Origin of the sequence: Streptomyces sp. NPDC060205 (assembly GCF_042728395.1) — a bacterium.
GTDB lineage: Bacteria > Actinomycetota > Actinomycetes > Streptomycetales > Streptomycetaceae > Streptomyces.
On record NZ_JBHWZP010000055.1, the window covers coordinates 1 to 24,695 of the forward strand.

The following is a 24,695-nucleotide window of genomic DNA, read 5'->3' on the forward strand; positions in this document are numbered from 1 at the left end:
GGGGCGCGGGGAACTGCGCGGCCAGCCGCCGCGCTCCTGCAGCCGACGATGTTCCCGGCCGGGGGCGCCCGCTCGGGGGCGCGGGGAACTGCGCGGGCAACCCCCACGGCCCCGCAGCCGACAACGCCCCGGCCCCCGCCCCAAAGGGGCGCGGGGAACTGCGCGGCCAGCCCCCACCTCGCCGCAGCCGAATGCGAACCAGTTCCCAGCCCCCTCAGGGGCGCGGGGAACTGCGCGAACAACCCCCACCGAGCCGCAGCCGAACGCAGCCGAACGCATCCCCCACCCCGGGGGTGTACAGCCGCTACGCGCGTAGATATGCTCGGGTGGTGACCATGCCCACCACTGCCCCCACCGCAGCCCACGCATTCACGGACGTGACCGCGTCAGACAGCACCCTGCGCCGCTTCCTCCACGGGCTGCCCGGCGTAGACACGGTCGGTCTGGAGGCGCGCGCCGCCTCCCTCGGTACGCGTTCGATCAAGACGACCGCGAAGGCGTACGCCATCGATCTCGCCATCTCGATGGTCGACCTGACGACTCTGGAAGGCGCGGACACCCCCGGCAAGGTCCGGGCGCTGGGCGCCAAGGCCGTCCACCCGGACCCCACGGACCGCACCGCCCCGACGACCGCCGCCGTCTGCGTCTACCCCGACATGGTGGCCGCCGCGAAGGACGCCGTCGCCGGCTCCGGCGTGCTGGTCGCCTCCGTCGCGACGGCCTTCCCGGCCGGCCGCGCCGCGCTCGACGTGAAGCTGGCCGACGTGCGGGACGCCGTCGCCGCGGGCGCGGACGAGATCGACATGGTCATCGACCGCGGCGCGTTCCTCGCGGGCAAGTACCTGAAGGTGTACGACGAGATCGTCGCCGTGAAGGAGGCCTCGGGCGCCGCCCGCCTGAAGGTCATCTTCGAGACGGGCGAGCTGTCGACGTACGACAACATCCGGCGCGCGAGCTGGCTCGGCATGCTGGCGGGCGCGGACTTCATCAAGACCTCGACGGGCAAGGTCGCCGTCAACGCGACCCCGGCGAACACGCTCCTGATGCTGGAGGCGGTCCGCGACTTCCGCGCGCAGACCGGGATCCAGGTCGGGGTGAAGCCCGCGGGCGGCATCCGTACCACGAAGGACGCCGTCAAGTTCCTGGTGCTGGTCAACGAGACCGCGGGCACGGACTGGCTGGACAACCACTGGTTCCGCTTCGGCGCCTCCTCGCTCCTCAACGACCTGCTGATGCAGCGCCAGAAACTGGCCACCGGCCGCTACTCCGGCCCCGACTACGTGACGGTGGACTGATCCACATGGCTTCCGAAATGGTTTCCGCGAAGGCTTCCGCGTTCGCCTACGCGCCGGCGCCCGAGTCCCGCTCCGTCGTCGACATCGCGCCTTCCTACGGCCTGTTCATCGACGGTGAGTTCACCGAGGCCGCCGACGGCAAGGTCTTCAAGACCGTCAGCCCGAGCACCGAAGAGGTCCTGTCCGAGGTCGCCCGGGCGGGCGAGGCGGACGTCGACCGCGCGGTGAAGGCCGCCCGCAGGGCCTTCGGGAAGTGGTCCGCGCTGCCCGGCTCCGAGCGCGCCAAGTACCTGTTCCGTATCGCCCGGATCATCCAGGAGCGCAGCCGCGAACTGGCCGTCCTGGAGACGCTGGACAACGGAAAGCCCATCAAGGAGACGAGGGACGCCGACCTCCCCCTCGTGGCGGCGCACTTCTTCTACTACGCGGGCTGGGCCGACAAACTGGAGCACGCCGGCTTCGGCAACGCCGTGCGCCCGCTGGGCGTCGCCGGCCAGGTCATCCCCTGGAACTTCCCGCTCCTGATGCTGGCCTGGAAGATCGCCCCGGCTCTCGCGACGGGCAACACGGTGGTGCTGAAGCCCGCCGAGACGACACCCCTGTCCGCCCTGTTCTTCGCGGACATCTGCCGCCAGGCGGGCCTGCCCGGGGGCGTCGTCAACATCCTGCCGGGATACGGCGACGCGGGCGCGGCGCTCGTCGCCCACCCGGACGTGAACAAGGTGGCCTTCACCGGCTCCACCGCCGTCGGCAAGGCCATCGCGCGCCAGGTCGCGGGCACGGACAAGAAGGTCACGCTCGAACTGGGCGGCAAGGGCGCCAACATCGTCTTCGACGACGCGCCGATCGACCAGGCCGTCGAGGGCATCGTCACGGGCATCTTCTTCAACCAGGGCCAGGTCTGCTGCGCGGGCTCCCGGCTCCTGGTCCAGGAGTCGATCCACGACGAGCTGCTGGACTCCCTCAAGCGCAGGCTCTCGACGCTGCGTCTGGGCGACCCGCTCGACAAGAACACCGACATCGGCGCGATCAACAGCGCCGAGCAGCTCGCCCGGATCTCCTCGCTCGTCGAGCAGGGCGAGGCGGAGGGCGCCGAGCGCTGGTCGCCGTCCTGCGAACTGCCGTCGTCGGGCTACTGGTTCGCCCCGACGCTGTTCACGAACGTCACGCAGGCGCACACCGTCGCCCGCGACGAGATCTTCGGCCCGGTGCTGTCCGTTCTCACGTTCCGCACCCCGGACGAGGCGGTCGCGAAGGCCAACAACAGCCAGTACGGCCTCTCGGCGGGCATCTGGACCGAGAAGGGTTCCCGGATCCTCGCGGTCGCGAGCAAACTGCGCGCGGGTGTCATCTGGTCCAACACGTTCAACAAGTTCGATCCGACCTCGCCGTTCGGCGGCTACAAGGAGTCGGGCTACGGCCGCGAGGGCGGTCGCCACGGCCTGGAGGCGTACCTCGATGTCTGACAAGCCGAAGAACACCGGGAAGGCCAAGCAGGCCGAACAGGCCGCGCCGCAGCGCCTGAGCGTCTTCAAGACCTACAAGCTGTACGTCGGCGGGAAGTTCCCGCGTTCCGAGAGCGGCCGGGTGTACGAAGTGACCGACTCGAAGGGCCAGTGGCTGGCCAACGCGCCGCGCGCGAGCCGCAAGGACGCCCGTGACGCGGTCGTCGCCGCCCGCAAGGCGTTCGGCGGCTGGTCCGGCGCCACCGCGTACAACCGCGGCCAGGTCCTCTACCGCGTCGCGGAGATGCTGGAGGGCCGCAGGGACCAGTTCGTACGGGAGGTCGCGGAGGCGGAGGGTCTGCCGAAGTCCCGGGCCGCCGCCCAGGTGGACGCGGCGATCGACCGCTGGGTCTGGTACGCGGGCTGGACCGACAAGATCGCCCAGGTCGTCGGCGGCGGGAACCCGGTGGCGGGCCCGTACTTCAACCTCTCGTCCCCCGAGCCGACGGGTGTGGTGACGGTCCTCGCCCCGCAGGAGTCGTCGTTCCTCGGGCTGGTCTCCGTGCTCGCCCCGGTGATCGCGACCGGCAACACGGCGGTCGTGATCGCGAGCGAGAAGTTCCCGCTCCCCGCGCTGTCGCTGGGCGAGGTCCTGGCCACCTCAGACGTCCCGGGCGGCGTGGTGAACATCCTCACCGGCGGTACGGCGGAGATCGCGGCCCCGCTCGCCGCCCACCAGGACGTCAACGCGATCGACCTGGCCGGCGCCGGCGAGGCACTCGCGAGGGAACTGGAGATCGCGGCGGCCGACAACCTCAAGCGCGTCGTCCGTCCACAGCCTGTGGATTACTTCGCCACGCCCGGCATCGACCGCCTCACGGCCTTCCTGGAGACGAAGACGGTCTGGCACCCCACGGGGGCGCTCGGCGCGTCGGGCTCGTCCTACTAGGGGCGGTTTCACCGGGCTGGCGTTCGACCCACCAGAGCGGGAGAGCCGCGCTTCCCCACCGTCCGGGGGAGGCGCGGCCCTCTCTTCGTTCAGTGGAGCTGTCCCAGCGTGCCGGACACCCCGCCGCCCGCGGCCTTGGCGTCCCCGGGACTGCCCAAACCAGGGCCACTCGGAGCCACACCAACATCAACCAAGCGCCGTCCTGGTGCCACCGCCATGTTCGGTGACCCTCGGACGGCACAGCACCTTCACCGTTCCCTGCGTGAAAGCCTCGTCCGTGGCCTTACTCGACCAGACATAAGCCTCTCCAGGGCACAGTTCCGCCATCTTCTGAGCCGTGAGTCCGCTGAGTGCGGTGTTCACCTTCTGCAAATACTTGAGCCACGCCGGCGAGGTGAACTTGTGCAGCACGATCGTGCTGGACAACTCAATCAGAGCGGCGGGTACGGACGGGGGGTCCTGACTGGCGACGACGACTGACATTCCCTTGTGCCGCATTTCCCGCACGCTGGAGACGAGCCCCGCGACCAGGTCACCGCCGTCCGCGTATTTGTGTGCCTCGTCGAAGACGACCAGCTTGTTGAACTGATCGCTCCCATGCTGTGCTTCAGCAAACAGTTGCATGAGCACCACGAACAGGCCGAGCGCGTCGTTCTTTTCAATGTCGTCGGAGCGCACATCGACGATGATCAGCCGCCCCGGCCGTACCAAGTCCTGCAGTCTCGCGGTGTCGTCGATGAAGCTCTCCGCCAGATCCAGCCGCCCCTTGGCCTGCTTCTTGAGGTGCTCGGCAAGTTCGGAAGCCTCGACGCCACGGAGGATCGTCTGCAAGGTGAGATTCTCGCGGTTCGTCTTGATGATCCGGCCGATCTGGCGGATGTAGGTGGCCTGGTTACCAACGGCTCCCATGAGGAACCGCCAGTGGCTCATCTTCAACTCCGACGAGCCGAAGGCCAGCGGCCGGACGTCGATGTCCGGATACTCGCGCCTGCGCTCGGCAACGTTCTCAGCGGGGACAAGCAGCATGACGTCCGTCAGGGCAGCGGGTTCCGCCCCGTAACGCACCCGCAAAGCGGCCCGCTGGCCGTCGTCGCTGTTCGGACGGATCATGCTGGTGAACTCGGGGGCGTAGTCGGACGTCTCGCTGTAGTGGAAGACAATGCTCGCAAGCGGTTTGCTGAGCTCATTGATGCCCGGCACAGGCAGACTCGCCACCTCCAGGATCGACCCGAGCGTGTAGCTCTTACCGCCGCCCTGTACGCCGAACAAGCTGATCGTGTGCGTTTCGTTGAGGTCCATCGCGACCTTCCGGCCTGAGCTGATCCCGAGCAGACCGAACTGCGGTGACAGGTGAGAGACACCAAGCACCACGTCCGCCGGGGTTCTGCCCGCACCGTCGTCTCCGCCCGGGTCCGAACCCTCCGCCGGTTGCGGATCCGGCTCCTTGTCGAAAGTCCTCATGTCGGCGCTCTGCTCCGAACGAGGCTGGACCTGGTCAGCACCCCGCGCGGCCGACACTTGCGCCATCTCCGCCACCTCCGGTCCCTCTGACTCACCGTGCTCCGGCTCGTCGTCGACGTCCAGAGGAAGCGGACCAGGCTCATCCGGCAGCACACGCTCACGCTCACGGGGCCTGAGCGCTGCCAGCGCCTCAGCCTCCGCTCGTCCGGCGCCCGCAGATTCCGCAGCCCTCGAACGCAGCTCGGCGCTGTCCTCACCGCTCTCGGCCTCCTCGGGCCCCCTCACATACTCGGTCTCGATCTCATCCAGCATCCGCAGCACATGGTCCCGCCCGACCCGGTGATAGGCGATGCCGTCCTCGCAGTCAATGTCGACCCCATCTGCCGACAGGTCGAAGACCATGCCACTCGCCGTGAACTCCAGGTCAAATCGGTGGTCGAGATGGTCGAGGAGCCACTGAGCCTCGTCCCGGGACTTCCGGGAGAGAAGCCCGTACCGGTCTGCGCGGGACAGGTAGTGGCCGAGGAGCGTGCGCAGGGTGACGTTCTGCAGCGGGCGGTCGCTGCGTCGGACGGACGGATCGAACAACGCTGTGAGCACCCGTCGGGTGTTGTCGAGCTGCGTGCGGATGCGCTGCCGCGTCGACTGGAACGACGCCAGGCCACCGGAACCGGTAAAGCATTTGACCTCTACCAATCGGCAGGTGATGGTCTTGCACTCGGCGTCCAGGTCGAACAGAGCAAGGTCGGTTCGGTGCAACCGGACCGCGCTGTCTCCCGCCGCCGAACGCCTCTGTTCCTCCCCGTACAGCTCCGGGTGTGCGTCGAGGGGCACCAGGAGCTGATGCCGCAGCGCGCTGCGGTCTCCCAGGTACAGGCGTGCGAGGGCGAGACCCACCACCTCGGTGCGGCCGCTTTCGCCCAGCGCCGCGAGTTTGAAGGCGAGACTTCCCGAGAGTTCCCGCAACTGGTCGAAAAATGTGCGGATGTGGCGCTGCTCGATGCTCAGGCGCCGGTCCGCCAGTACGGGCTCCAGCAGTGCCCGCAGCTCGTCGACCGACCGTGAGGAGACCACAACGTGACTGCTCATACCCGCCGTTGAAGATGCCGAGTAGTCGATGACGTACTCGGCCCGGTTCTTGCGTCCGTGATCGAAGTACTCGGCGCCCAGGGTGCGATCCACTGTGATCACCCAGTCGCTCATGCGATGCACGTCGTGCAGCAAGGAGCGGTCGTCCGCGTCCAGGCTGAGGCTGATCTGGGGCAGGGTTCCTGGCCGCGGTTCACCTGACGTGGCGGCGACCACGCCTGCCGACAGCGCGGTGGGAAGCGCAGCCAGAAGGTCCCCGGTGACCTCCGCTCCCGGCAAGGGGTCCGTCGCACCGTGCCGGGGCTGTCGGCTCCAGACCGCCGATCCGCCGTCTTCGCTGTAGTGGCTGGTCATCTCCTGTACAAGACCGTGGACGGCGGTTCGGCCGTCGGCCGAGCCGCCGGGCGCGATGTCGTACCGCTCCCCGCCGAACGGGGCGAACAGGAAGGTGAGGTGCGCGGGGAACTCGGCCTGCGCCGAGGTAAGGTCGGCCAGTTTGCGCACCACCACCGCCAGCTTCGGCCTGAGGGGATCGCCAGGCGTGGAGAAGGCCTCCGCCGCGGCCGTGCGGGCTCCGTCGGCGGGCGCGACGAGGTCGGTGAGGGCCGCACCGGTCCAGGGGTCGTCGGGCGCTGGGGTGAACAGGCGCACCATGTAGCGCAGATGGGCTAGGTGCCGACGCTCCTGGAGAGCAGTGAGCATGTCGGCGAGCAGTTCTCCGCGCCCGGCACCCAACGCATTGATGATCAGAGAGTCGGCGTAGGGGTGAAGGCGTACGTAGCGCTCGACGCGATCGGCAAGCTCCTCGCCGGTCACGTCCCCACCACCGGCCACGGCCCCGTCCGCGCCGAGTGCAGTGGCGATACGAGTGACCATGCCACGGGGATTCTCTGTCTCGCTGGACAGGCAGACCTGCCAATAGTCCGTCAGTAGCCCTCCGGCGAAGGTGAGTTCACCGCCGGCGAGCGGTACGGCGAGGGGGAATCCGAGGGGAGCGAGCCGCTTCTCCAACGCCTCCAGCCGTTCCAGGACGGCGGCCCGCCCGTCCCTCTCGGCTTCGGCGAGCCAATGGTCGGCCAGGGCGGCCTGACCGCTCCACCACAGCATCCGCAGGGGATGCGTCGGGGCGACGAGTACGGCGGCGTGCCGACTGGCGTCTATGTCGGTCAGGCTCACTGGAACAGTGTCGGTCCGTAGCAGCAGTTGCAGCTCTGCGCGGCGGGCGTCCGCATCCCGCTCGTACGGGTCGTCGAGCGCCCGGAGGCAGAACGTCAGGGCGTTCAGGTAGGTCTCCGCGTACGTCTCTGTCGTGGCGCGCAGAGGGCGGGGGTCGGCGCTCTCCACCACCAGCACATCCGCCCCGGCCCCTTCACCGATGAGCATCGTGAACAGGTCGGCGCGCGCATCGAGGTACGCGGTGAACGAGGGCGCGGCCACGACGGAGGCCGCGAGCGTGCCCTCCGCGGAGATGTGGACTCCGTCCGCCGCGTCGATCTCGACGACCGGCCCGATCAAGGTGTGCGGGTGGCGCAGCAGCCTCTGCTGCGCCTCGACCAGCCGATGCGGCAGGTCGATGACGAAAGGTGCGCCGGGGCCGAAAGAGGCACGCAGCGACCGGGTCCTGGCTCCGGTACTCCCCCAGGTGACGTCGCGACACGTGATGCGAGAGGGGTCTCGTCCGTCGGCCCGCGCTGTGAAGCGCAGCCGGTTGACAGCCTGGGCGACGCCTGGCGCGTGCTGAGCTCGGGGCGCTGGGGGCTCATCGAACTCTCCTTCCGGCACCACATAGAAGCGGTCGCTCTCATCCGTCCGTCGGGTAGTGCCCGCACCGGCGACGGGCATCGGGTCGCCACCCTCGTCGAGCGGTGTGACGCGAACGAAATGCCAGCCCTCCTCCCAGTCGGTGGCTTTGCGGCCCCGCTTGAGCTTTACGTTCGCCTTTTTCGCGGTGCGGCCGACGGTGACAGTGAGCCCGGTGGGGCTGGCCACTACGGAGCTGTCGTCTCCCGCTTCTGCGCCCTCACCCCCCGACTCCGCGTAGATCTCCACCTTGAAACGCGCGAGTCCGGTGATACGACGTGGGTCGGGATCCACTGTGAAGGACACCGGCAGCACGGACAGACCGCCGGGCAGCAGGTAGCGGGCACCGAAGACCCGTTCCAGCACAGGGTGGTTGCGCAGGTCCTCGTCACTGTCGCCGGCCTTCGGCAATGCGGTCGGCTCGACCACGTCCACCGTGATCGGCTGAGTACGGTAGTCGTTCTCCTCGGGCCAATGCTGGAATGCCAGCGGCCAGTTGCCGGGTTCGACGGCGATGGACCGGCACCACTGCGGGGGTTCGGCGAACGAGGTGCGCCCCGCGAAGGACACCAGCCGCCTCATGAACGTCTGGTGTTCGGCGGAGGACCGGGGCAGTCCCAGCGCCAGTACCCGCTGCCGCGAAGTCGCCACGCTGTCACTGAGCGCATCCACCACACGACGGTTACGCTCGGCTTTACGGCTGACCAGTGTCGGATCGACGAAGAGCCGAAAGTCGGGGATGAGGCCGAGCAGGTGGACAGCCGCACCCGCCGCCTCGGGATGATGGTGGTTCTCCCGCAGCGTGAGCAGATACCGCACTGCAGCCTGGGGATCAGCGCCTGCCGGTCCACCTGCCGCTGGTGAGCCCAGGAGTTCCGCGACCGATGCCCGCAGCGACTCCGGCACCTGGCTCAGCAGAGATTGCTGGAGCGCGGTATGAACATCGGCCAGCCGCAGTTCCTCGAACGTGGCGGTGGAAAACGAGTCCTCGGCACTGGCGCGGGTGCCCGGCGGGACAAAGACGAGCAGGGGCGGCCGCAGGGATCCGGTCTCGTCGGGATTGCGCAACTCCACCAGTTTGGTGCTGGTGATGGTCGTCGCGTCGGCTTCCTGCTCGCGCGCAGCGCAGTCGAGGACATACACCTGGGCGTCGGGCACCGCCCTACGCAGCCTTCGGGTCAGGCTCGTGGTCAGGTCGGCCCGCAGCCCCTCGACGCGCATGCAGTGGCCGGCCTCCCGCCGCCGCAGAACGGCGGCGATGCGCGGCAACAGCGCCTGTTCCAGGGCTTCTCGCCACTGGCTCTCGGTGATCTCGGTGAGTCCTCGTGCCATGTCGATCGGTTCTCCGCTACTTTCTGCTGCCCGCTGTGACCGTGCCGTCCTGTGCGATCACGAAGCGCGGTGTGATCACCTGGGTGAGATACGCGTCGGACAGGTCGTCGTAGAAGCCGATCTCCCGCAGCTTCGTGGTGAACGCCTCGGTGTTCGCGCGTAGTGCCGCCTCCTCCTCGAATCCGGCTGCGGCGAAGCCGTCCGTGGCCGGAAGCCTGTCGATGTACAGGCCGTAGCGCGTCCGCAGCAGGTCGGTGAACTCGTCCAGCCGGAGGGAGACGGTGTGGTGCGTAAACCTGGAGCGGCTGCCGCGCGGGTTGGGGCGCAGCAGCGCGACCTGGACCAGGACCTCCAGCAGCGCGCTGTCGAGGACGAAGCGCCGCTTGCCGCGGTGGGGCTGTGCGACGAGGGCGCCCGGCCGGTTCTTCAACAGCAGGGAGTCGATGGTCTCGATGATGTACTTGTGGTGATAGCGGCCTCGGTAAGCCATCAGCAGTTCGAGGTACTGCTCGAAGGGGTCTATCCCCATGGTGGCTTCCAGCAGGGGACGTAGTGCTTCGGGCTGCTCTTCGCGCGGTGTCTCCTCCAGGATGGTGTCGAGACGGGATGTGAAGAACCGCTCGCGCCGTTCCTTGTAGTCCTCCGAACCGAAGCGCAGCACCGCTCCGGCGCTGAAGTGGCCTTCCTTGGGCCGCCTCGCCTCTCCGCGTCCGACGAGGTGCTCGGCGAAGTCGTCGAGCTTGCGCACCACGTACCCAGCCCGTACGAAGTCCGGGATACGCCGGAGCCATACGGCGGTACTGTGTTCGGCCAGGGCTGCCGCGGAGGTGCCAGGAACTCCGGCAGCATCGACGAATAGACCCGCCCGGAAAGGACAACCGGCGAGTGGATCGGCCGCCGACCCCGTGGCCGGGCAGTGGTCGAGACCGCAGGCGGGGTCGAGGCCACCGCGTGTCACGGCCTGTGGAAGCAGTTTCATCGATTTCAGCTGGCCGAGTGCGAGGTGCAGGGCGAAGAGGATCTTCAGGTACTCGACCATGGTGACGCGCGGCAGCAGGTCCTTGAGAGACATCAGGCGCAGCACGTCGTCGGCGAGGAGGTCGGCCTGGCCGACGCACAGCGGGGGTGCGGAGTACCAGCCTCGCAGCTGCTGCGGAGCGTCCTGCGTCACCTGGTTGTTGAGGTGCAGTACGGCCTGGGTCTCCACATCGATACGGGAGCCCCCAGGTCCGTCGCCGAGGGCGGGATCCAACCCGGTGAAGAAGAACCGCCGCAGTTGCTCAAGAGCCGCCTGGCCCCGGTTGCCGCGTGCGTGACGCAGCATTTCGTACAACTGGGCGTCCGCGCCGTAGGCACGCGAGTGGTAGTAGTTGCGGAACTTATACGTCAGTCCGTGCAGGGGGCGCAGTCCGGCCACGGCCTGGCTGGGTTTGCCCCGGTTGACCATGTCGAGCAGCTGGGTCTCGATCCAGCGGCGGGTGATGTCGCTGTGCTCGGCGAAGCCGGGGAACTGACCGGTGTGGCGGTCACTGGTGAACTCTTTGACGAAGGTTTCGACCGAGAGGTCTTTGCGGTGCACCATCTTGCTCGGCAGTCCACGGTGGCTGACCCGCATCAGGAAACCGGTCAGGACCCGGTCCATCTCGACGCGCTTGTACTCCAGGTACGACACGCCCAGGTGCTTGAACTCGCTGTCGCGGCGTCGTAGCGCCATCAGTCCTCCCTCCTTTCATCACCGGTACGGCCGTCTCGCACGGGAGCCAGCCGCAGCGCCCCGCCTGGCTGCCTGCTGAGCCGGTAGGGAGGGCTGCCCGGGGCGCTGAGCAGCACCTCCTGGGTGGACGTCGCGGACAGGGCGTTCTTGAAGACCGCGAGGGCAAGGTTCTGGCCTTGTCGGTCCTCGACACCGGACTGGTGACCGCGGTAGAGCCGGTCGAGCAGCTCGTACAGGTCGAGGCGGACGACGAGTTGGGCGTGCTGCGGCCCGTCATCGTCGGGCCGGTAGCGCATGACCAGTTCCCGGGGGCTCTTCTCCACGTAGTCCGAGGCCGCGGGCGTACGGACGTCGAGGGTGAACCGTCCGGCGGGGAAGAGCCGGTGGCTGCGCACCGTGCCGCCGCGCACCGTCCGCACCTGGAGGGCGAGGTCCGGGCCGCTCCCATCGGAGGTGTACGGCATGCCCTCGCCGCGGCTGATCGCTTCAATGAGGCGGACGAGTTCATCCTCCACGGGAAGCGTGCCGTCCAGCAGTCCGAGGAAGTGGTCACCGGACTGATAGCTGAGCATGGTGGACCAACGGATGTCATCGATGCTTTCGAAGAAGAATCGCCGACGGGCCGCGCCCAGGTAGGCGCGGTGGGCGGCGAGTTGTCGGCCACCCGGTTCAGGAGTGCGCGGCAGCGCGGCGAAGGACTGCTGCAGCAGCTTCTCGTCATGGCCGCCCCGCTGGTCGACGGAGATCAAACTGTGGCCGCCGGAGGGCCCGGTGTAGTCGAGCCTGCGGTCCAGCTGCGGATCGGGGACGGTGGCCATGTCCAGGTCGCGGAGTTGGGTGAGGAACCGGTCGTGCTCCGCGTCGGCGCCGGTGTGGAGGCCTGCCCAGCTGCTGAAGTAGAAGCTGTCGAGGCGTTCCTGGGCGCCGTCCGCGCCTCGCTCGTAGAGGGCGTGGATCTGGGCGCAGTCGCGTGCCGAGGTGAGGGTGTAGGCGAGGGCGGAGCGCAGATCGCGCAGGGTGACATGGAGACGGCCTCGGAGCTGTGCCATGCGGTGCAGCGCGGCGAGCCGGCTGACGACCTGGGGACCGGCCGTGGGGTGCGTGAAGGTCCGTGCGTTGTGCAGAGCGTAGCAGCGGGGCGCGAGGGTGCAGGAGGCGCAGGCCGCCCAGTGCCGGTCGTCGGTCATCGCCCCGACCATGCGCCGCATGATCGAACCGGTGCCGTACGGATCGGCGAAGACGTCCCTGGCGTTGAGGTTGATCACCACCACGCTGTGGGCTTCCTGTCCCGTGGCCAGCCCTTCTCGCACGGTGTGGGCGAGCAGCGGATACCGGTCCTCGTGGTGGGTCACGAAGTCGGTCAGCCGCCCCTCGTTGACCGCGAGCAACCGGGTCTCTCCATCGGGCCAGGCGTCGGCCGCATCGCCTCGGTAAGGGGCGAGGAACCCGTCCAACACGGCGTCGTTGTCCGTGTCGCCCTCGTCCTGACTGCCGTCGTGGTTGGTGCGGAAGAGCCGTCCCCGGTAGGTGAAATCGGAGCCGTTAGGGCGGTGCTGGCCGGCATCCGCGTCTCTCTTGGCCGCGGTCTCCGCGAGGTTCTGCAGGAACGCCGTCTTGCCGTCGCCAGCGTTGCCGGTGATGATCACCAACCGGTGGTCTCCCCGCAGAACAGCCTTGGTCAACTCGGTGTCCAGGGCGGTCTCGACATAGAGCGGGAATCCCGCGGGGTCGAGCCCGCGCGTGCCCGAGTTGGTCCGGGAGTTCTGGCTGTAGAGCGTCTGCAGACGGGCGACGAAGGGGTTGTCTCCCACCCCTTCGAGCGCGAGCGCCGACCCATTGTCCGAAGCATCGGCTGCCGTCGTGCCCTCGTCGTCCGTCAGGCGAGGTGTCAGGCGTACGTCACCGGCTGCACGCAGCGCGGCAAGGAACGCCTCGGTGTCGGCGAACCGTTCGGCACGGCGTGGGGAGATGGCGCGGCTGAGCACTGCCGCGAAGGCAGGGCTCAGGTCGGCGAAGCCCGCGATGTCACGAGGGTCGGGGGCCTCCTCGTCCTTGGGCGGGCTCTCCCGTCCGCGCCACGGGTAGGCGCCGGTGAGCGCCATGTAGGCGGAGACGCCAAGTGCGTACAGATCGAGATCGGTGAGGTCCTCCACCGTGGGCCGTCGCCTCCCCATGGCACCGGGCGCGATGAATTTGGGTGAGCCGAGCGTCGGGGTGAGCGTAGACCCGGCGGAAACCGCGGCGTTGAAGTCCAGCAACTTGGTGCCGTCGGGGGTCCACAGCAGGTTGCTGGGCTTGATGTCGCAGTGGTAGACGCCGTTCTCGTGCAGATGAGCGAGGCCCGCGAGGCAGTCTTCCAGGAGCCTCCGCACGTCGGCGGGGCCGAGCGGCCGTTCTCTGCCGCCGCTCCTGCGGCCGTCCCCGCCGATGACCGCCTGCAGGTCCTGCCCCTCCACGAACTCCATGCGCAGATACGGGAATCCGCCCTTCGGCAGCCACTCGGCGTCGATGAGCGGCACGAGGTTGGGATGCGGGGGCAGTTGCCGCAGGATGCGGTACTCCCCTCTCAGCCGCTCCTCGACGGAGACGCCGCCGCCTGTCATGATCTTCAGCACCTCATCCGTGTCGTCGAGGGTGTTGAAGACGCGGTAGACGACACCGAACTGGCCCTGGCCGAGCTTGGTCCGCACCCGGAACTTCTCGGTGAGCCGGAACCCTTCTGGCAAGTAGGCATAATTGTGCGGATTGTCCCAGTCGAAGGAGCCGTCATCCTCCTGCTCCCCGGCCCCACCCGGGCGGCCTCCCTGCCCCGCACGGCGCCGGTCGACCAGCTCGATCGCCTCCCGTGCTTCCGGGCGCCGCCGGGGGTCGGCGTCGAGCAGACGCCTGATGAGGTACCGGACCTCGCGTTCAAGGCCCGGCACCTCGTCGAGTCCGTCGCTCTCCCCCGCCGCCGGCGGTTCCCCCGCGTACAGCTCGTGGAAGAGCGCACCGGCCGCGTACATGTCTGAAGCGGGCGAGAACCCGTCCGGGTTGTCCCTGACCTCAGGTGCGAGATAGGCGGCATCGTGCCGTTCGAGCGCCGTCTGCCGCACGGTGAGCTGCGCGCCGCGCGGCTCACCCGGGTACGCGAAGTCGAACCCGGTCAGCATGGCTTCCCCGTCGCGGTCGACCAGCACCGTGTCGGGCGTCAGGCCTCGGTGCACGACTCGCTTGGCGTGCGCGTGCGCGAGCCCGGCAAGAACCCCGGACATCACCCGTCGCCTGGCGTCCGCCCCGAGCGCCGCGGGTCCGTCGGTGAGCCGCACCCGCAGCGCGTCGGCGTGTACGTCCTCCAGCACGACGGCGTACCCGGTCTCGTCGTGCACCGGGAAGTCGTCCACGCACGCGACGATGTACTGGCTCGCCTTGAGCCGGCTGTGCGCCTGGATCGGCGTGCTGATACGCGTGTACGCCGCCGCCAGATCGGCCTCCGGCAGTAGCGGATCGACAGCGTGCACCTGGAGCAGGTAGGTCCCGGACGTCGGCTGGTCGCGCTTGCGGACCCGGTACACCGAGACGTTTTCGTATGGGTCGTACGGGTCTTCGGACACTACCGAGGGGTCGGCCTCCGCCAGGGTCTCGACGACCTCGTACCTCCCGAACATGCGCGAGCCGGACATGGGACGGGCCTCGGCCCGCAGTGCCCGCACAATGTCGTCGTGAGCACCGGCGATGGGCGGAACCGGGTAGTTGGTGCTCGGCCGGTGCTGCGTGAGGTAGGGCACGAGGTCCCGCAGCCGGACCGTGTTCGGCTCGTCCAGGCCGCCAGGGTCACGCAGCACGGCGTCATCGAAGGGCAGGATGACCAGCGGCTCGCACCACACCGAGAGCCCCGCACCGGAACGGGACCGCCGCCTGAGGAGCTGGCCGACGATCTTCGCGTGGTCCCGGCATTTACGGACAGGGCTGGGATACGGCTGCCGCCGGTGCGGATACCAGCGCGCCCCTCGCACCTCTATCCGGCCGTGCGCCCCCTTGGTGTCGGCGAGGTAGCACGCGTGCTCCGTGAGGATGGCCAGGTCCACTTCGAAGACCTGCCGCCCGTGCCCGTACGACAGCTCGAAGTTGGACACGACTGTCCACTCGGCCGGAGCGTGGTCCCGCAGGTGCCGCAGCACCATCCGCTCGGCGTCATTGACCGGCTCCCCCACCTGGATGATCCGCGCCACCGGTCGTAACCCCCCGAGCACACCTGCCGATTCCGAGTCACCAGCCACTCTATTACCGACGACTGACAATGCGTCCGGCATAAACATGGCTGCCCCGGTTGGCGCCCGGCGGGTCAGAGCAATTCCTGGCGGCTGCGCGCGTTGGCGATGGCGACCCGGGCCCGCAGAAGCCCTTCCGGCAGGTCGCCTTCAGGAGCGTCGGCGTCGACCGGCTCGACCTCGCCGGGCCGCGCGGTCCATTCCATGCCTCCGCCGGGTGGGCGCAGCCAGACGTAGCCGTCAAGGTGGTCCTTGATCACACCCCGGCGTTCTCGTCGGGCGTCGTGGGCGAGTTGACCGACGGGGAGATTGTGCGGCTCGCGGGCGGCACGGGCAGCGTCGGTCTGGGCTTGCGCCGCGGCGGCGACGGTTTCGGGGTCTCGGCGGGCGGGACTGTCCTGAGTAGTCGCACGGCCGGACTGAGTGGACCTCGTGGACTGGTCAGCCTTACTTCGGGTCAACGGTGCCTCCTGTGACGGGGGTTGTGGCCGCACAGCCCCGGACTTTCACTGTTCGCACCCATATCGTCGCCGAGTGTCACTACCGTGGGCAGGGTGATGGCATCCCCTCCCGGGATGAGGAACAGCACGTCAACACGGACAAGGAAGTAGCTTCATGGCCCGCCCAACCCGCGAACTGGACTCCACTCGTTCCGCCCGAGACCTCTACGGCGTCGAGCTGCACCGCCAGCGCCAGATCGCCGACCTCTCGCTCGACCGCCTGTCGGATGTCGTCAACTACAGCAAGACGCACCTGCACGGGGTGGAAACGGGGGACCGGCTCCCTTTGCCACCGATCTCAGAGAAGCTGGATCTGGCCTTCGGAACAGGGGAGTTGTTCCAAGGACTGTGGAGCGCCATCAAGCGGGAGCACACCCCCCGGCGCTTCGATCACTGCCTGGAGTTAGAGGCCAAGGCGGCACGAATCCAGGAGTTCGGCGCCAGCGTCATCCCTGGTCTACTCCAAACGAAGGCATACATGCACGCGCTGTTCATCGAAGGTGAGCCGGGATTGAGCCCCAAAGAGGTCGACGGCTTGGTGGCGGCCCGCCTGGGCCGTCAGGAAGTCCTGCGGGGCGACAGTTCACCGGACTGTTGGTGGATTCTCAGTGAAGCGACCCTGCGGCAGACCGTGGGTGGCCCGGGTGTGCTGCGCGAGCAACTCACGGCATTGCTGGCACTGGTGGACACACGCCACACGACACTCCAGGTCGTCCCGTTCGAGGCAGGCGCAAGCTCCCTGATGAACGGCACTCTCATCCTGCTCACGCTCCCGGACAACTCCACCACCGTGTACCAAGAAGGCCCCAGGAACGGAGAAACCTTCGATGATCGGGAGACCGTCTTGCGACGTCTACGAGAGTACGATCGCATGAAAGCCTGCGCCCTGTCGCCGCGGGAATCCGCGGCGTTGATCAAAGCGACGATGGAGAAGTACGAGCCATGCGAGCCACCCCGGACCTGAACACTGCCCGCTGGCGCAAGTCCTCCTACAGCGGAAACCAGCAGGGGGACGCCTGCGTCGAGGTCGCTGACGCCTTACCTGGTACGGTCCCCGTCCGTGACAGCAAGCACACCGCCGGCCCTGTCCTGACGCTTCGCGACAGGGCGTGGCAACGGTTCATCGACGGCCTCAAGGGCGGCTCGCTCTAACTGGCTCTAACAAAAGCTGCCGATCATGTGACTGTGGGCTTGTCTGCTCGTTGGTCTGGTCGTGGGGAAACGTCAGTCGCGGCCTTGGATCGTGTCGGATGAACTGTGGTCGCTCATCGAACCGTTGTTGCCCCTGCCGGCGCCGAAGCTGGTCGAGGGCAGCCCTCGAGTGCCGGACCGGCAGGCACTGTGCGGGATTCTCTTTGTCCTGCACACAGGCATCCAATGGGAGTACCTACCTCAGGAGCTGGGCTTCGGGTCGGGCATGACGTGCTGGCGGCGCCTGGCCGCCTGGAACGAGGCCGGCGTCTGGGACCGACTGCACGTGCTGCTGCTGGAGAAGCTACGGTCGAAGGACCAGCTGGACTGGTCCCGGGCGGTGATCGATTCCTCCCACGTCAGGGCCGCACGCAGGGGCCCAAAAGCGGGCCCAGCCCCGTCGACCGAGCGCGGCCGGGCAGCAAGCACCACCTCATCGTCGACGGGCAGGGCATCCCGCTCGCAGTGTCACTGACCGGCGGGAACCGCAACGACGTCACCCAGCTCCTGCCACTGCTCGACAAGATCCCGCCCGTCGCGGGCCGCGTCGGCAGGCCGCGCAGGCGCCCCGACGCGTTGCTGGCCGACCGCGGCTACGACCACGACAAGTACCGGCGCCTGCTCTGGGCCCGCGGGATCCGACCGGTGATCGCGAAGCGCGGCGAGCCCCACGGCACCGGCCTGGGCATCTTCCGCTACGTCGTCGAGCGCACGATCGCCTGGCTGCACGGCTTTCGCCGCTTGCGCATCCGCTGGGAACGACGCGACGACGTCCACGAAGCGTTCCTCGGACTCGCCGTCTGCCTGATCACTCATCGCCACGTCCAACGGCTTTGTTAGGAACAGTAAGGCGGATACGCGATACGGACCCTGAAGAGGTTCCAGGGTCCGCTACGGAACAAGCGATCTGCTGGTTCAGCCGTTGGCAACACCAGAGTGCAGCACCACTGCCGCCTCCAGCTTCGCCAACGCCTGGTCATCCTTGCGGTCGGCTTCGTCGCGCTGACGATATGCATCGCGGACGGTTTCGGCGATGCGGTCGCGGTCAGCTTCCGTGAGAACCGGGACGGGAATCGCCGAACACAAGCCAAGGTGAATGTCCTGCTGCTTTCCACCCGTTGAGCAGGATCGCAGCACCCTGAACAAAGCCTCGGAACGAAGCATGGCGAACAGGTAAGCACCAGGAAAGCCCGACGCCCCAGATCGGATCCGCAGGAAGTCCTCGGAGTAGGCGTGGGCACCCCAATCACCCGTCACGAGGACCGAACGCCCGTACACCTCGTTCTCTCCAAGCGTTCCACGGGCTGCGACCAGGATCGTCTCATCATCGGCCAGCACATCATCCGACGTGTGCGCCTTGCCAATCCACCGACCCTCCGGCCGCAGCCAAAACGCCTGCCGCTGCCCAACCAGCCGATAGCTGTACGTGTCACCCGGCTCACCGTCAACGCGAGGGAAGCGAAGACCTCGGCTCAGCTGCCCACCCGCGCACACCTCTCCCAACGTCACATTCTCAACCCTCCGCAGCCGCCGCAGTATCTCCTGCGCCCGCGGCTGGAAGTTCAGCGCCCGCAACGTCGTAGCGTTCAAGCCGGACCGCGCGAACCCCAAGTCCCGTCCCTGCTCGTGCCACTTGAGATCGAGCAGATCCTCAAGGCCAGCCGTCCGGAACAGGTCCCGCGTCGCCTCGGAGAGCCCCTTCTGGAACGCGGCACGAAATACAGCTGCCTCCTGGACAAGATCATGGATCTCTTTCTCTACCGCCTCGCCGAAGCGCGGCACAGGGAGGCCTTCGATCTGGTGGGGTTCGATGTGCTTGACGGCCGACCCATAAACCGAACCCTTGACGAGCACCTCCCCGAACCGGCTGGCCAGGAAGGCGTACAGATATCCGGCCTCGATCTTGCCGGGATCGGGCACGACCTTGAGCACGTCCTGCGAGGACCAGAAGCCGGTCATGTCCGGGCGTACGTATGCCCGTCTCCCGGCATTGAATCCCGAGCAAGAGATCAGCGTCATACCTGGCTCAAGTTCCAGGTAGTGCAGGCTGGACGACTCGGCGTCGTCCTTTCTCAGCCGCGGCAGCGTGCTGAAGTCGGCGACCATCATGTCCTTGCTGCCCACGAACGGCACACTGTGCTCGGGATCGGTGAGGTAGACCCGCCGGAACTGCGGACCGTTGTAGATCCCCCCGGCGTGCCCCGCCGTGACCTCCTTCAGTGGCGTCTTTTCCACCGACAGCCGCTCCAGCAACCGCTGCGTCGCGAATGCCCCCGACAGGTAGGGCTTCGCGTCCAGCCGCAGGCCCTGCTTGTCGAGCCACCCGCGCCTGGCCGGGTTGCCCGGCTCAGCGAGCTTCACGCCTTCTCCCCCTTCTTCCAGGGGAGTTCATCGGCGTGCTTCTCGACGAACGCACGGTACTCGGTGATGACGCTCGGCCGGTCGTGGTACGGGGGCCGTTCCCGCAAGGACATCAGGTCGTTGTCGCGGATCAGTACGCGCCGCTTGATCTGCCGCGGGATCGCGACACCGTGAACGACGATCTCGTCCGTCTCCTCGTGCTCGCGCACGACGTAGTCACCCCGGGCATCCCGCACGTACAGGTCGTTGCCGCGCCGGTCGTGGCCCACCTTCTCGGCGACAGCCATGAACACCGGATAGTCGGCGTCTCCGTGCAACCGCTCCTCGTCCTTCTCCCGCTCGGTCTTCTTCTGCAGGAAGAGAAGGGTGGTGAGGATGTTGACGCCCGCACCCACGACGAAAATCTCCACGGGTAGTTCGATGCTGGCCATCACCCAGCACTCGTCGAGGATGTACTGGCGTACCGCCTCGTCGTCAGGGCCCGGGTTGGACAGGATGCCGTTGGGCAGGACGATGCCGATGCGGCCGCTCGGCCTCACCCACTCGACGGCCTTCTGCACGAACAGCCGCTCCGGTGCAACAGACACAGCCGGCTTGCCCCGCTTGAGGGTGCCGTCCTCCTTGCGGCTCCAGCTATAGGCGATGCTCCGCTTCTCCCCGTCGTACTCGTCCTTGCGGAACAGGTCCAGGACCGGGCCGGACACGGGAATGTCGGTACCGAAAGGCGGGTTGGTGAGCAGAATGTCGACTTGGCCCGGGTAGATGCGCTTACCGTGCTTCTTGGCGAACTTCACGCCAGGCAAGTTGCCCATCCAGGGGAATCCAAGGGAGTCCATCTGGAAGGTGTTGCCCGCGATGTCGGTGAGCATCATGACGCCGAACGCGGCGGCCCGGGTCAGGAAGGGGTCGAAGTCGGCGCCGAAGATCCGGTCCTGGGCATGCTCGCCCAGGTCCTTCCGGCGAGCGGTCTCCAGCCTGGCGCGCTCCTGCACGGACAGCGACTGCTCGTCCTCGGGCATCCACTTGCTGTGCAGCACGTGGAGCAGGCTTTCGCGCAGGAAGCCGCCGGTGCCGCAGCACGGGTCGAAGACGGTCTGGCCCTCTTGCGGGTCGAGGATCTCGACCATGAGCCGTACTGCGCCGGGCGGAGTGAAGTACTGGCCGCGGTCGCCGCGCAGGTTGTCACCGACGAGTTCCTGGTAGGCGGTGCCGAGCGCATCCAGGGAGGTGTCGTGGATGCTGTAGGTGGCCAGCTGGCGGGTGATGAAGGTGAGGGCACCGTCGGTCAGGGTGAGCCGGTCATACTCGTTGAACAGCTCCTGTCCGGCGTAGAAGTCCTTGACCTCCTCGAAGAGCGCCTTTATCCGCTTGGCGACATCGGGGCTGCCTTCCTCGCTCTCCAAGGCGGCGGCGACGTCTTCGATGCCGACGAAGAAGCGTGTCGGCTCCCCCTCGCGCACCAGGCGCTCGTCGTAGAGCTTGGCGAACAGGACGTACAGGAACTGCCAGAAAGCGGCATCCTTCGGCAGTCCCTCGTTGCCGTGGATGTAGTTGTGACAGCGCCGGAAGGCGAACCGGAGCATCGTCTCGTCGGCTCGCCGCATGGTGCCGAGGGAGGAGGCGTTCCCCTGGGCGTCGAAGGCGGTCGCGTCGCCGCGCGGCCAATTCAGCAGCGGCCGGTACTCGTCCTCGAAGAGCGAGGACTCCGTGTCGCGGAGGATGAAGTACAGGTCCTTGTCGTCCGTCCACATGCCGTACTTGCACTCGGAACCGGTCGCCTTCATCAGCGCGCCGACCTCGTCGATCTGCTCCTTGGCATGTGCGTAGGTACGGATCTTGGAGACGGTACGGCTGTCCTTGGGGCGGGGCTTGGTGACGACGATCCGGCGGACGTACTGCAACTCGTGCGGCTGTCCGTGCTCGAAGATCGCGATACTCGCGCGGCGCCGGGTCTTGCGGCCGCTTTCCTCGTTCACCACGGGAATCGAGAAGTCGGCCTGCATGTCGCGCGGGTCGATGCCGTACTGGTGGACAAGCGCGCGGGCGATCCGCTGCCGCACCTTCTCGGTCTCGGTGAGCTTCACCACCTTGTCGCCGGTGATGTAGTCGAAGACTTCGTCGTCCTGGAGCTTGCGCGGCTCCGAGGGCTTGTCGGCCTCACCGGACTTTCCGGACGCCGCCAGCTTTCGCTTGCCCCCCTCTGGAATGTCAAAGCCCAGTTGTTCCTCAGCCATAACGATCGCGCCCACCTTGTCCCGTATTACCTCGATACACGCCACATGGTGACATCCGGCGCACCGCCCAAGACTAGGGCAGCACAAAACCGGTCCCTCTCCGTTGTGCGCCACCGCTCCTGGGTCATCCGCGACGGCACAGCGTTTTCAGTCTTCGGCACCCTCCACCGCAGCGGCACCATCCTGTGCTATCTGAAGCAGAGAGCGCCCGTCCGAGTCAGCCCAGTACTTCGTCCCCTGCACCTGCTGGTCGTTGCCCATGGCCTCACTGCGGATACGGCGCACCAAGCTGGACGTGGAGTAGGCCTGCCCGTCCACTTCCCACACCAGCGGCTGGCTCTTGCTGTTGCGCCACCTAGCACGCCCGCGCCTCGGGTCCTCCCGGATCCAGCGGGGCAGGTTCTTGCGGTCCGCTTCAGTGTCCGGCACCAAATGGAACCACGTGTCCTCCGCGACGAGACCCAGCTCGAAGATCGTGGTGACCGCGCGTGTGCTACGCCCACCGGCCGCCGGCTGCCGCACCCTGTCTGCCGCCTCGGATGTGAGCGCCGCCTCGGCCTGCGCGTCGACGCCGGCCTCGGGTCCATGCGGCGCCTCGGACTCAGCCAGGTGCGCCGTCCGCAAGAGCCCGGAAAGCCTGTCCGCGACGTCTGTAGCACGCTCCGGCAAAGTGACGGCCTTGACAACCTGGCTCGTGCGCCCGTACGCGCCGCCGATGACGTCGATCATGTGCGGCACGGCCTGCCGCATCCGCGCCGGGACCTCGGCCAGCCGCTCCTGCCACGCCTGCCCGTCCTCGGCGTCCAGGTCGCCCGTCTCCATGGTGTGAAAGAACACGTGAGTGAGGAGAAGGTCGGCATGCTCTGCCACCTGCGACACACGGCCGCTCGACACACCGTCGAGCTCACCAAGTTCGCCAAGCGCGTCGCGTACCGCCCGGAGCAGGCCGACGCACCGCCACACGCGGAAGGCAGTGGGCAACGGGCCGAAGACCGCCCGGTAGTGGGCCCGCTCCCAGAGGCAGGCCGGGTTCCGCTTCGCCTCGGCTGCGAAGACTGGATCCGGATGCGCAGCGGCAAGGGCAAGCGCTGCCTCCTCCATGGTGCAGCCACGCTCATCGTCGGGCTCGGCCTCACCCCGCTTGACGACGTACCTCAGGTCCAGAGATAGCTGGAAATCCTCGCGCAGGTCAGTCTGCTCCTGCTCCACGGATCTCAAATCCCTGGCCTCGATGGGGTTCTGCGTGTTGGCCGCGATAGTGATGCGGTCCCCGAAGTCGTCGGGGCAGTCCTCCAGGGAAATGACGCGGACCATCACCTGGGCCCGGGCCGCGCGGTCCGGGTGGGACTCCATCACTGCACGCACCGCATCCCCGGTCTGGGCACCGTTGATCACGCTGGCACCTTCGAGGTGCAGACCTATGGGCGCCCATCGGTCCGGCGGGTCCACGCCCTTGTTTCCTGCCCGGTCGCACACGAGGGTGATGCCGCTATTAAGGTACAAAAACTGCTCGGGGCTACGGATCAAAGAGTTCCGAATAGTGGAGTTGACTTCGCTGTCGCCCAGGGCGTCTCGCACGTTGCGGGCCGTGAGCGCGTCGCTGTTCTCACCCGCGTACCAGTCGGCCACAGTCCCGGCGGGCACAGTGCCGTAATACAGAGGAAAGGGCTTCTCCGCTCGCCCGGGGCTGTCCAGTTCTATGTCTAGGTCGACCTTCCGCTGGGCATTCTCCCCGAGGATCGCCTGGTACATGACCGGCAGGTCAATGATCTCCAGAGCGACCAGGTCCGGGTTCCTGGGGTGCAGCGCCCGTATCTTCTCTTCCAGGCGCTTCCTGGCCCTGGGGTCCACCCCAGTGCGGGTCACGAGCGCGAGGACCAGCGTCACCCGCGGCCTCTGCGCCGCCAGAGCACGTGTGAGCTCGGCAACATGCGGTGCCATCTTGGGGCCGAGTCGCTCGAAGTCGCGATTGAAGAGGTAGTGGAGCCCATCGACGACAGCTGACACGTCGTGCTGCCCAAAGCCGGCGTTCCCCCTGGCGTTCCACTTGGCCTGGACGACGATGATCTCCCGGCCCTCGACGGCCACGGCATCGATACCCTCGTCCCCGCTCCCGTCAGTGATCGCCTGCGCCGCTTCCTCGTCTGTCCCGCCGGTCACCATCGTGACAGCGAGCGCGGCGACCGCGCGGCTCAGGAACATCTGCTCCTCGTCAGGACGAGCGGCGACATCCTCCGTGATGTTCAACGGCCGGAACCGCTCGATCAGCTTCCTGCGCAGGTTCGCTACTTGAACCGGATACGGCACGCATCCCCCTCGTCCACTACCGCTCCACCGCCGTCACCCGGTGGACACCGCACGAGACTATCCCGGCACGCGACACGCGTTCCGCCCATTTCCGTGGAACGAACAATTCGGAGCCACGCGAGACGACGTCCCGACTCACAGCCGGACCGCCTGAATTGCAATAAGACAAACCGCAAAGCCACTGAGCGGGAGAGCCGCGCTTCCCCACCGTCCGGGGGAGGCGCGGCTCTCTCTCGCGTCACCGGTGCGTCCGTACGGGTCAGGCGCCCAGCAGTGTCGTCACCTGGCCCACCACCGGGACGCTGCCCAGCGACTGGGCCTGTGCGACCGGCGCCGTCAGCATGGTCGTCGCCATCGGCGGGAAGTCGGCGATCTGCGTGCCGAGCCCGTTGTCGAGCGGGTCGACGCCCGTGCCCGCAAGCGGGTTGGGCTTCAGACCCGCGACCGGACCGGTCACGTAACCGACCGTCCCGGTCAGGGCCTGCAGTCCGGACTGCGGGTCGATGGTGCCCAGCGAGGTCGGGCGCGTACGGATCACGTCCACCACGGGGTCGGTGTCCGCGGCCGCCGCGGTCGCGCCGGCGCCGACCGCGATCCCCGCGGTGGTGAGGGCCAGCAACGCGCGCCGGGCGGTCGGGTTCTGGTAGGCCGTGTGTCGTGCCATCGCTGCTGCCACCTTCTGATGCGCTGAGTAATCAGGTCGACACGTAGGGTAGTTGAGGGGTGACGTACGTTCCAAAGGCGACCCGCGGGCTCGGCCGGGAGCG

The 24,695-nt window shown here is 67.7% G+C and carries 14 protein-coding genes; 6 read left to right on the forward strand and 8 right to left on the reverse strand.

Annotation, left to right across the window (positions count from 1 at the left end; genetic code table 11):
* Window positions 1-335 precede the first annotated feature (335 nt).
* From deoC to ACFWGJ_RS12820, 3 genes are read left to right on the forward strand one after another with little or no spacing between them, the layout of a single operon-like run.
* The gene (gene deoC / locus ACFWGJ_RS12810; protein ID WP_387323138.1) at window positions 336-1,295 is read left to right on the forward strand and encodes a deoxyribose-phosphate aldolase; all 960 of its coding nucleotides are present in this window, start codon (window positions 336-338) and stop codon (window positions 1,293-1,295) included.
* Between the two features lie 17 nt (window positions 1,296-1,312).
* A complete protein-coding gene (locus ACFWGJ_RS12815; RefSeq protein ID WP_387323180.1) occupies window positions 1,313-2,761 on the forward strand; it encodes an aldehyde dehydrogenase family protein in 1,449 nt (482 codons plus the stop codon).
* Entirely contained in the window at window positions 2,754-3,689 is a 936-nt protein-coding gene (locus ACFWGJ_RS12820; RefSeq protein WP_387323140.1) for an aldehyde dehydrogenase family protein, read from the forward strand. The genes ACFWGJ_RS12815 and ACFWGJ_RS12820 overlap by 8 nt, the downstream gene beginning before the upstream one ends.
* A 186-nt stretch (window positions 3,690-3,875) precedes the next feature.
* On the opposite strand, the gene ACFWGJ_RS12825 is transcribed toward ACFWGJ_RS12820, so the two are convergent.
* The 4 genes from ACFWGJ_RS12825 to ACFWGJ_RS12840 all read right to left on the reverse strand — a co-directional run bounded on the left by ACFWGJ_RS12825 (window position 3,876) and on the right by ACFWGJ_RS12840 (window position 15,595).
* Window positions 3,876-9,371, reverse strand: coding sequence for a hypothetical protein (locus ACFWGJ_RS12825; protein WP_387323142.1), 5,496 nt, complete (start codon window positions 9,369-9,371; stop codon window positions 3,876-3,878).
* 16 nt (window positions 9,372-9,387) lie between these two features.
* On the reverse strand, window positions 9,388-11,085 hold the full coding sequence (locus tag ACFWGJ_RS12830; protein WP_387323144.1) for a hypothetical protein: 1,698 nt from the start codon (window positions 11,083-11,085) through the stop codon (window positions 9,388-9,390).
* A complete protein-coding gene (locus tag ACFWGJ_RS12835) occupies window positions 11,085-15,296 on the reverse strand; it encodes a protein kinase (RefSeq protein ID WP_387323146.1) in 4,212 nt (1,403 codons plus the stop codon). Before ACFWGJ_RS12835 ends, ACFWGJ_RS12830 begins: the two co-directional genes overlap by 1 nt.
* A 113-nt stretch (window positions 15,297-15,409) precedes the next feature.
* A complete protein-coding gene (locus ACFWGJ_RS12840; protein WP_387323148.1) occupies window positions 15,410-15,595 on the reverse strand; it encodes a hypothetical protein in 186 nt (61 codons plus the stop codon).
* A gap of 355 nt (window positions 15,596-15,950) precedes the next feature.
* Here ACFWGJ_RS12840 and ACFWGJ_RS12845 point away from each other — a divergent pair, with 355 nt between their 5' ends.
* From ACFWGJ_RS12845 to ACFWGJ_RS12855, 3 genes are all read left to right on the forward strand, one after another.
* Entirely contained in the window at window positions 15,951-16,799 is an 849-nt protein-coding gene (locus ACFWGJ_RS12845; protein ID WP_381834020.1) for a DUF5753 domain-containing protein, read from the forward strand.
* On the forward strand, window positions 16,778-16,987 hold the full coding sequence (locus tag ACFWGJ_RS12850) for a DUF397 domain-containing protein (protein ID WP_387323150.1): 210 nt from the start codon (window positions 16,778-16,780) through the stop codon (window positions 16,985-16,987). Before ACFWGJ_RS12845 ends, ACFWGJ_RS12850 begins: the two co-directional genes overlap by 22 nt.
* Before the next feature lie 61 nt (window positions 16,988-17,048).
* Window positions 17,049-17,866, forward strand: a protein-coding gene (locus ACFWGJ_RS12855) for an IS5 family transposase (protein ID WP_381834339.1) whose coding sequence is annotated in 2 segments (ribosomal slippage) — window positions 17,049-17,400 and window positions 17,400-17,866 — 819 coding nt in all. Because the reading frame shifts where the segments join, the coding sequence is not laid out codon by codon here.
* A 75-nt stretch (window positions 17,867-17,941) separates the two neighbouring features.
* Here the strand turns inward: ACFWGJ_RS12855 and ACFWGJ_RS12860 are convergent.
* The 4 genes from ACFWGJ_RS12860 to ACFWGJ_RS12875 all read right to left on the reverse strand — a co-directional run bounded on the left by ACFWGJ_RS12860 (window position 17,942) and on the right by ACFWGJ_RS12875 (window position 24,592).
* Complete coding sequence (locus ACFWGJ_RS12860; protein ID WP_387323152.1) at window positions 17,942-19,387, reverse strand: restriction endonuclease subunit S; 1,446 nt, start codon at window positions 19,385-19,387, stop codon at window positions 17,942-17,944.
* Window positions 19,384-21,621: a restriction endonuclease subunit M gene (locus ACFWGJ_RS12865; RefSeq protein WP_387323154.1), complete on the reverse strand. Its 2,238-nt coding sequence runs from the start codon at window positions 21,619-21,621 to the stop codon at window positions 19,384-19,386. The genes ACFWGJ_RS12860 and ACFWGJ_RS12865 overlap by 4 nt, the downstream gene beginning before the upstream one ends.
* A 147-nt stretch (window positions 21,622-21,768) precedes the next feature.
* A complete protein-coding gene (locus tag ACFWGJ_RS12870) occupies window positions 21,769-23,928 on the reverse strand; it encodes an AIPR family protein (protein ID WP_387323156.1) in 2,160 nt (719 codons plus the stop codon).
* A 259-nt stretch (window positions 23,929-24,187) separates the two neighbouring features.
* Window positions 24,188-24,592: a hypothetical protein gene (locus ACFWGJ_RS12875; protein ID WP_387323158.1), complete on the reverse strand. Its 405-nt coding sequence runs from the start codon at window positions 24,590-24,592 to the stop codon at window positions 24,188-24,190.
* Between the last annotated feature and the right edge of the window lie 103 nt (window positions 24,593-24,695).

Excerpts from the sequence above, each read along its gene's own strand:
- ACFWGJ_RS12825 (WP_387323142.1), bottom strand. The coding sequence starts at position 9,371 with ATGGCACGAGGACTCACCGAGATCACCGAGAGCCAGTGGCGAGAAGCC.
- ACFWGJ_RS12850 (WP_387323150.1), top strand. The coding sequence starts at position 16,778 with ATGCGAGCCACCCCGGACCTGAACACTGCCCGCTGGCGCAAGTCCTCC.
- ACFWGJ_RS12820 (WP_387323140.1), top strand. The coding sequence starts at position 2,754 with ATGTCTGACAAGCCGAAGAACACCGGGAAGGCCAAGCAGGCCGAACAG.
- ACFWGJ_RS12815 (WP_387323180.1), top strand. The coding sequence starts at position 1,313 with ATGGTTTCCGCGAAGGCTTCCGCGTTCGCCTACGCGCCGGCGCCCGAG.
- ACFWGJ_RS12865 (WP_387323154.1), bottom strand. The coding sequence starts at position 21,621 with ATGGCTGAGGAACAACTGGGCTTTGACATTCCAGAGGGGGGCAAGCGA.
- ACFWGJ_RS12875 (WP_387323158.1), bottom strand. The coding sequence starts at position 24,592 with ATGGCACGACACACGGCCTACCAGAACCCGACCGCCCGGCGCGCGTTG.
- ACFWGJ_RS12830 (WP_387323144.1), bottom strand. The coding sequence starts at position 11,085 with ATGGCGCTACGACGCCGCGACAGCGAGTTCAAGCACCTGGGCGTGTCG.
- deoC (WP_387323138.1), top strand. The coding sequence starts at position 336 with ATGCCCACCACTGCCCCCACCGCAGCCCACGCATTCACGGACGTGACC.
- ACFWGJ_RS12845 (WP_381834020.1), top strand. The coding sequence starts at position 15,951 with ATGGCCCGCCCAACCCGCGAACTGGACTCCACTCGTTCCGCCCGAGAC.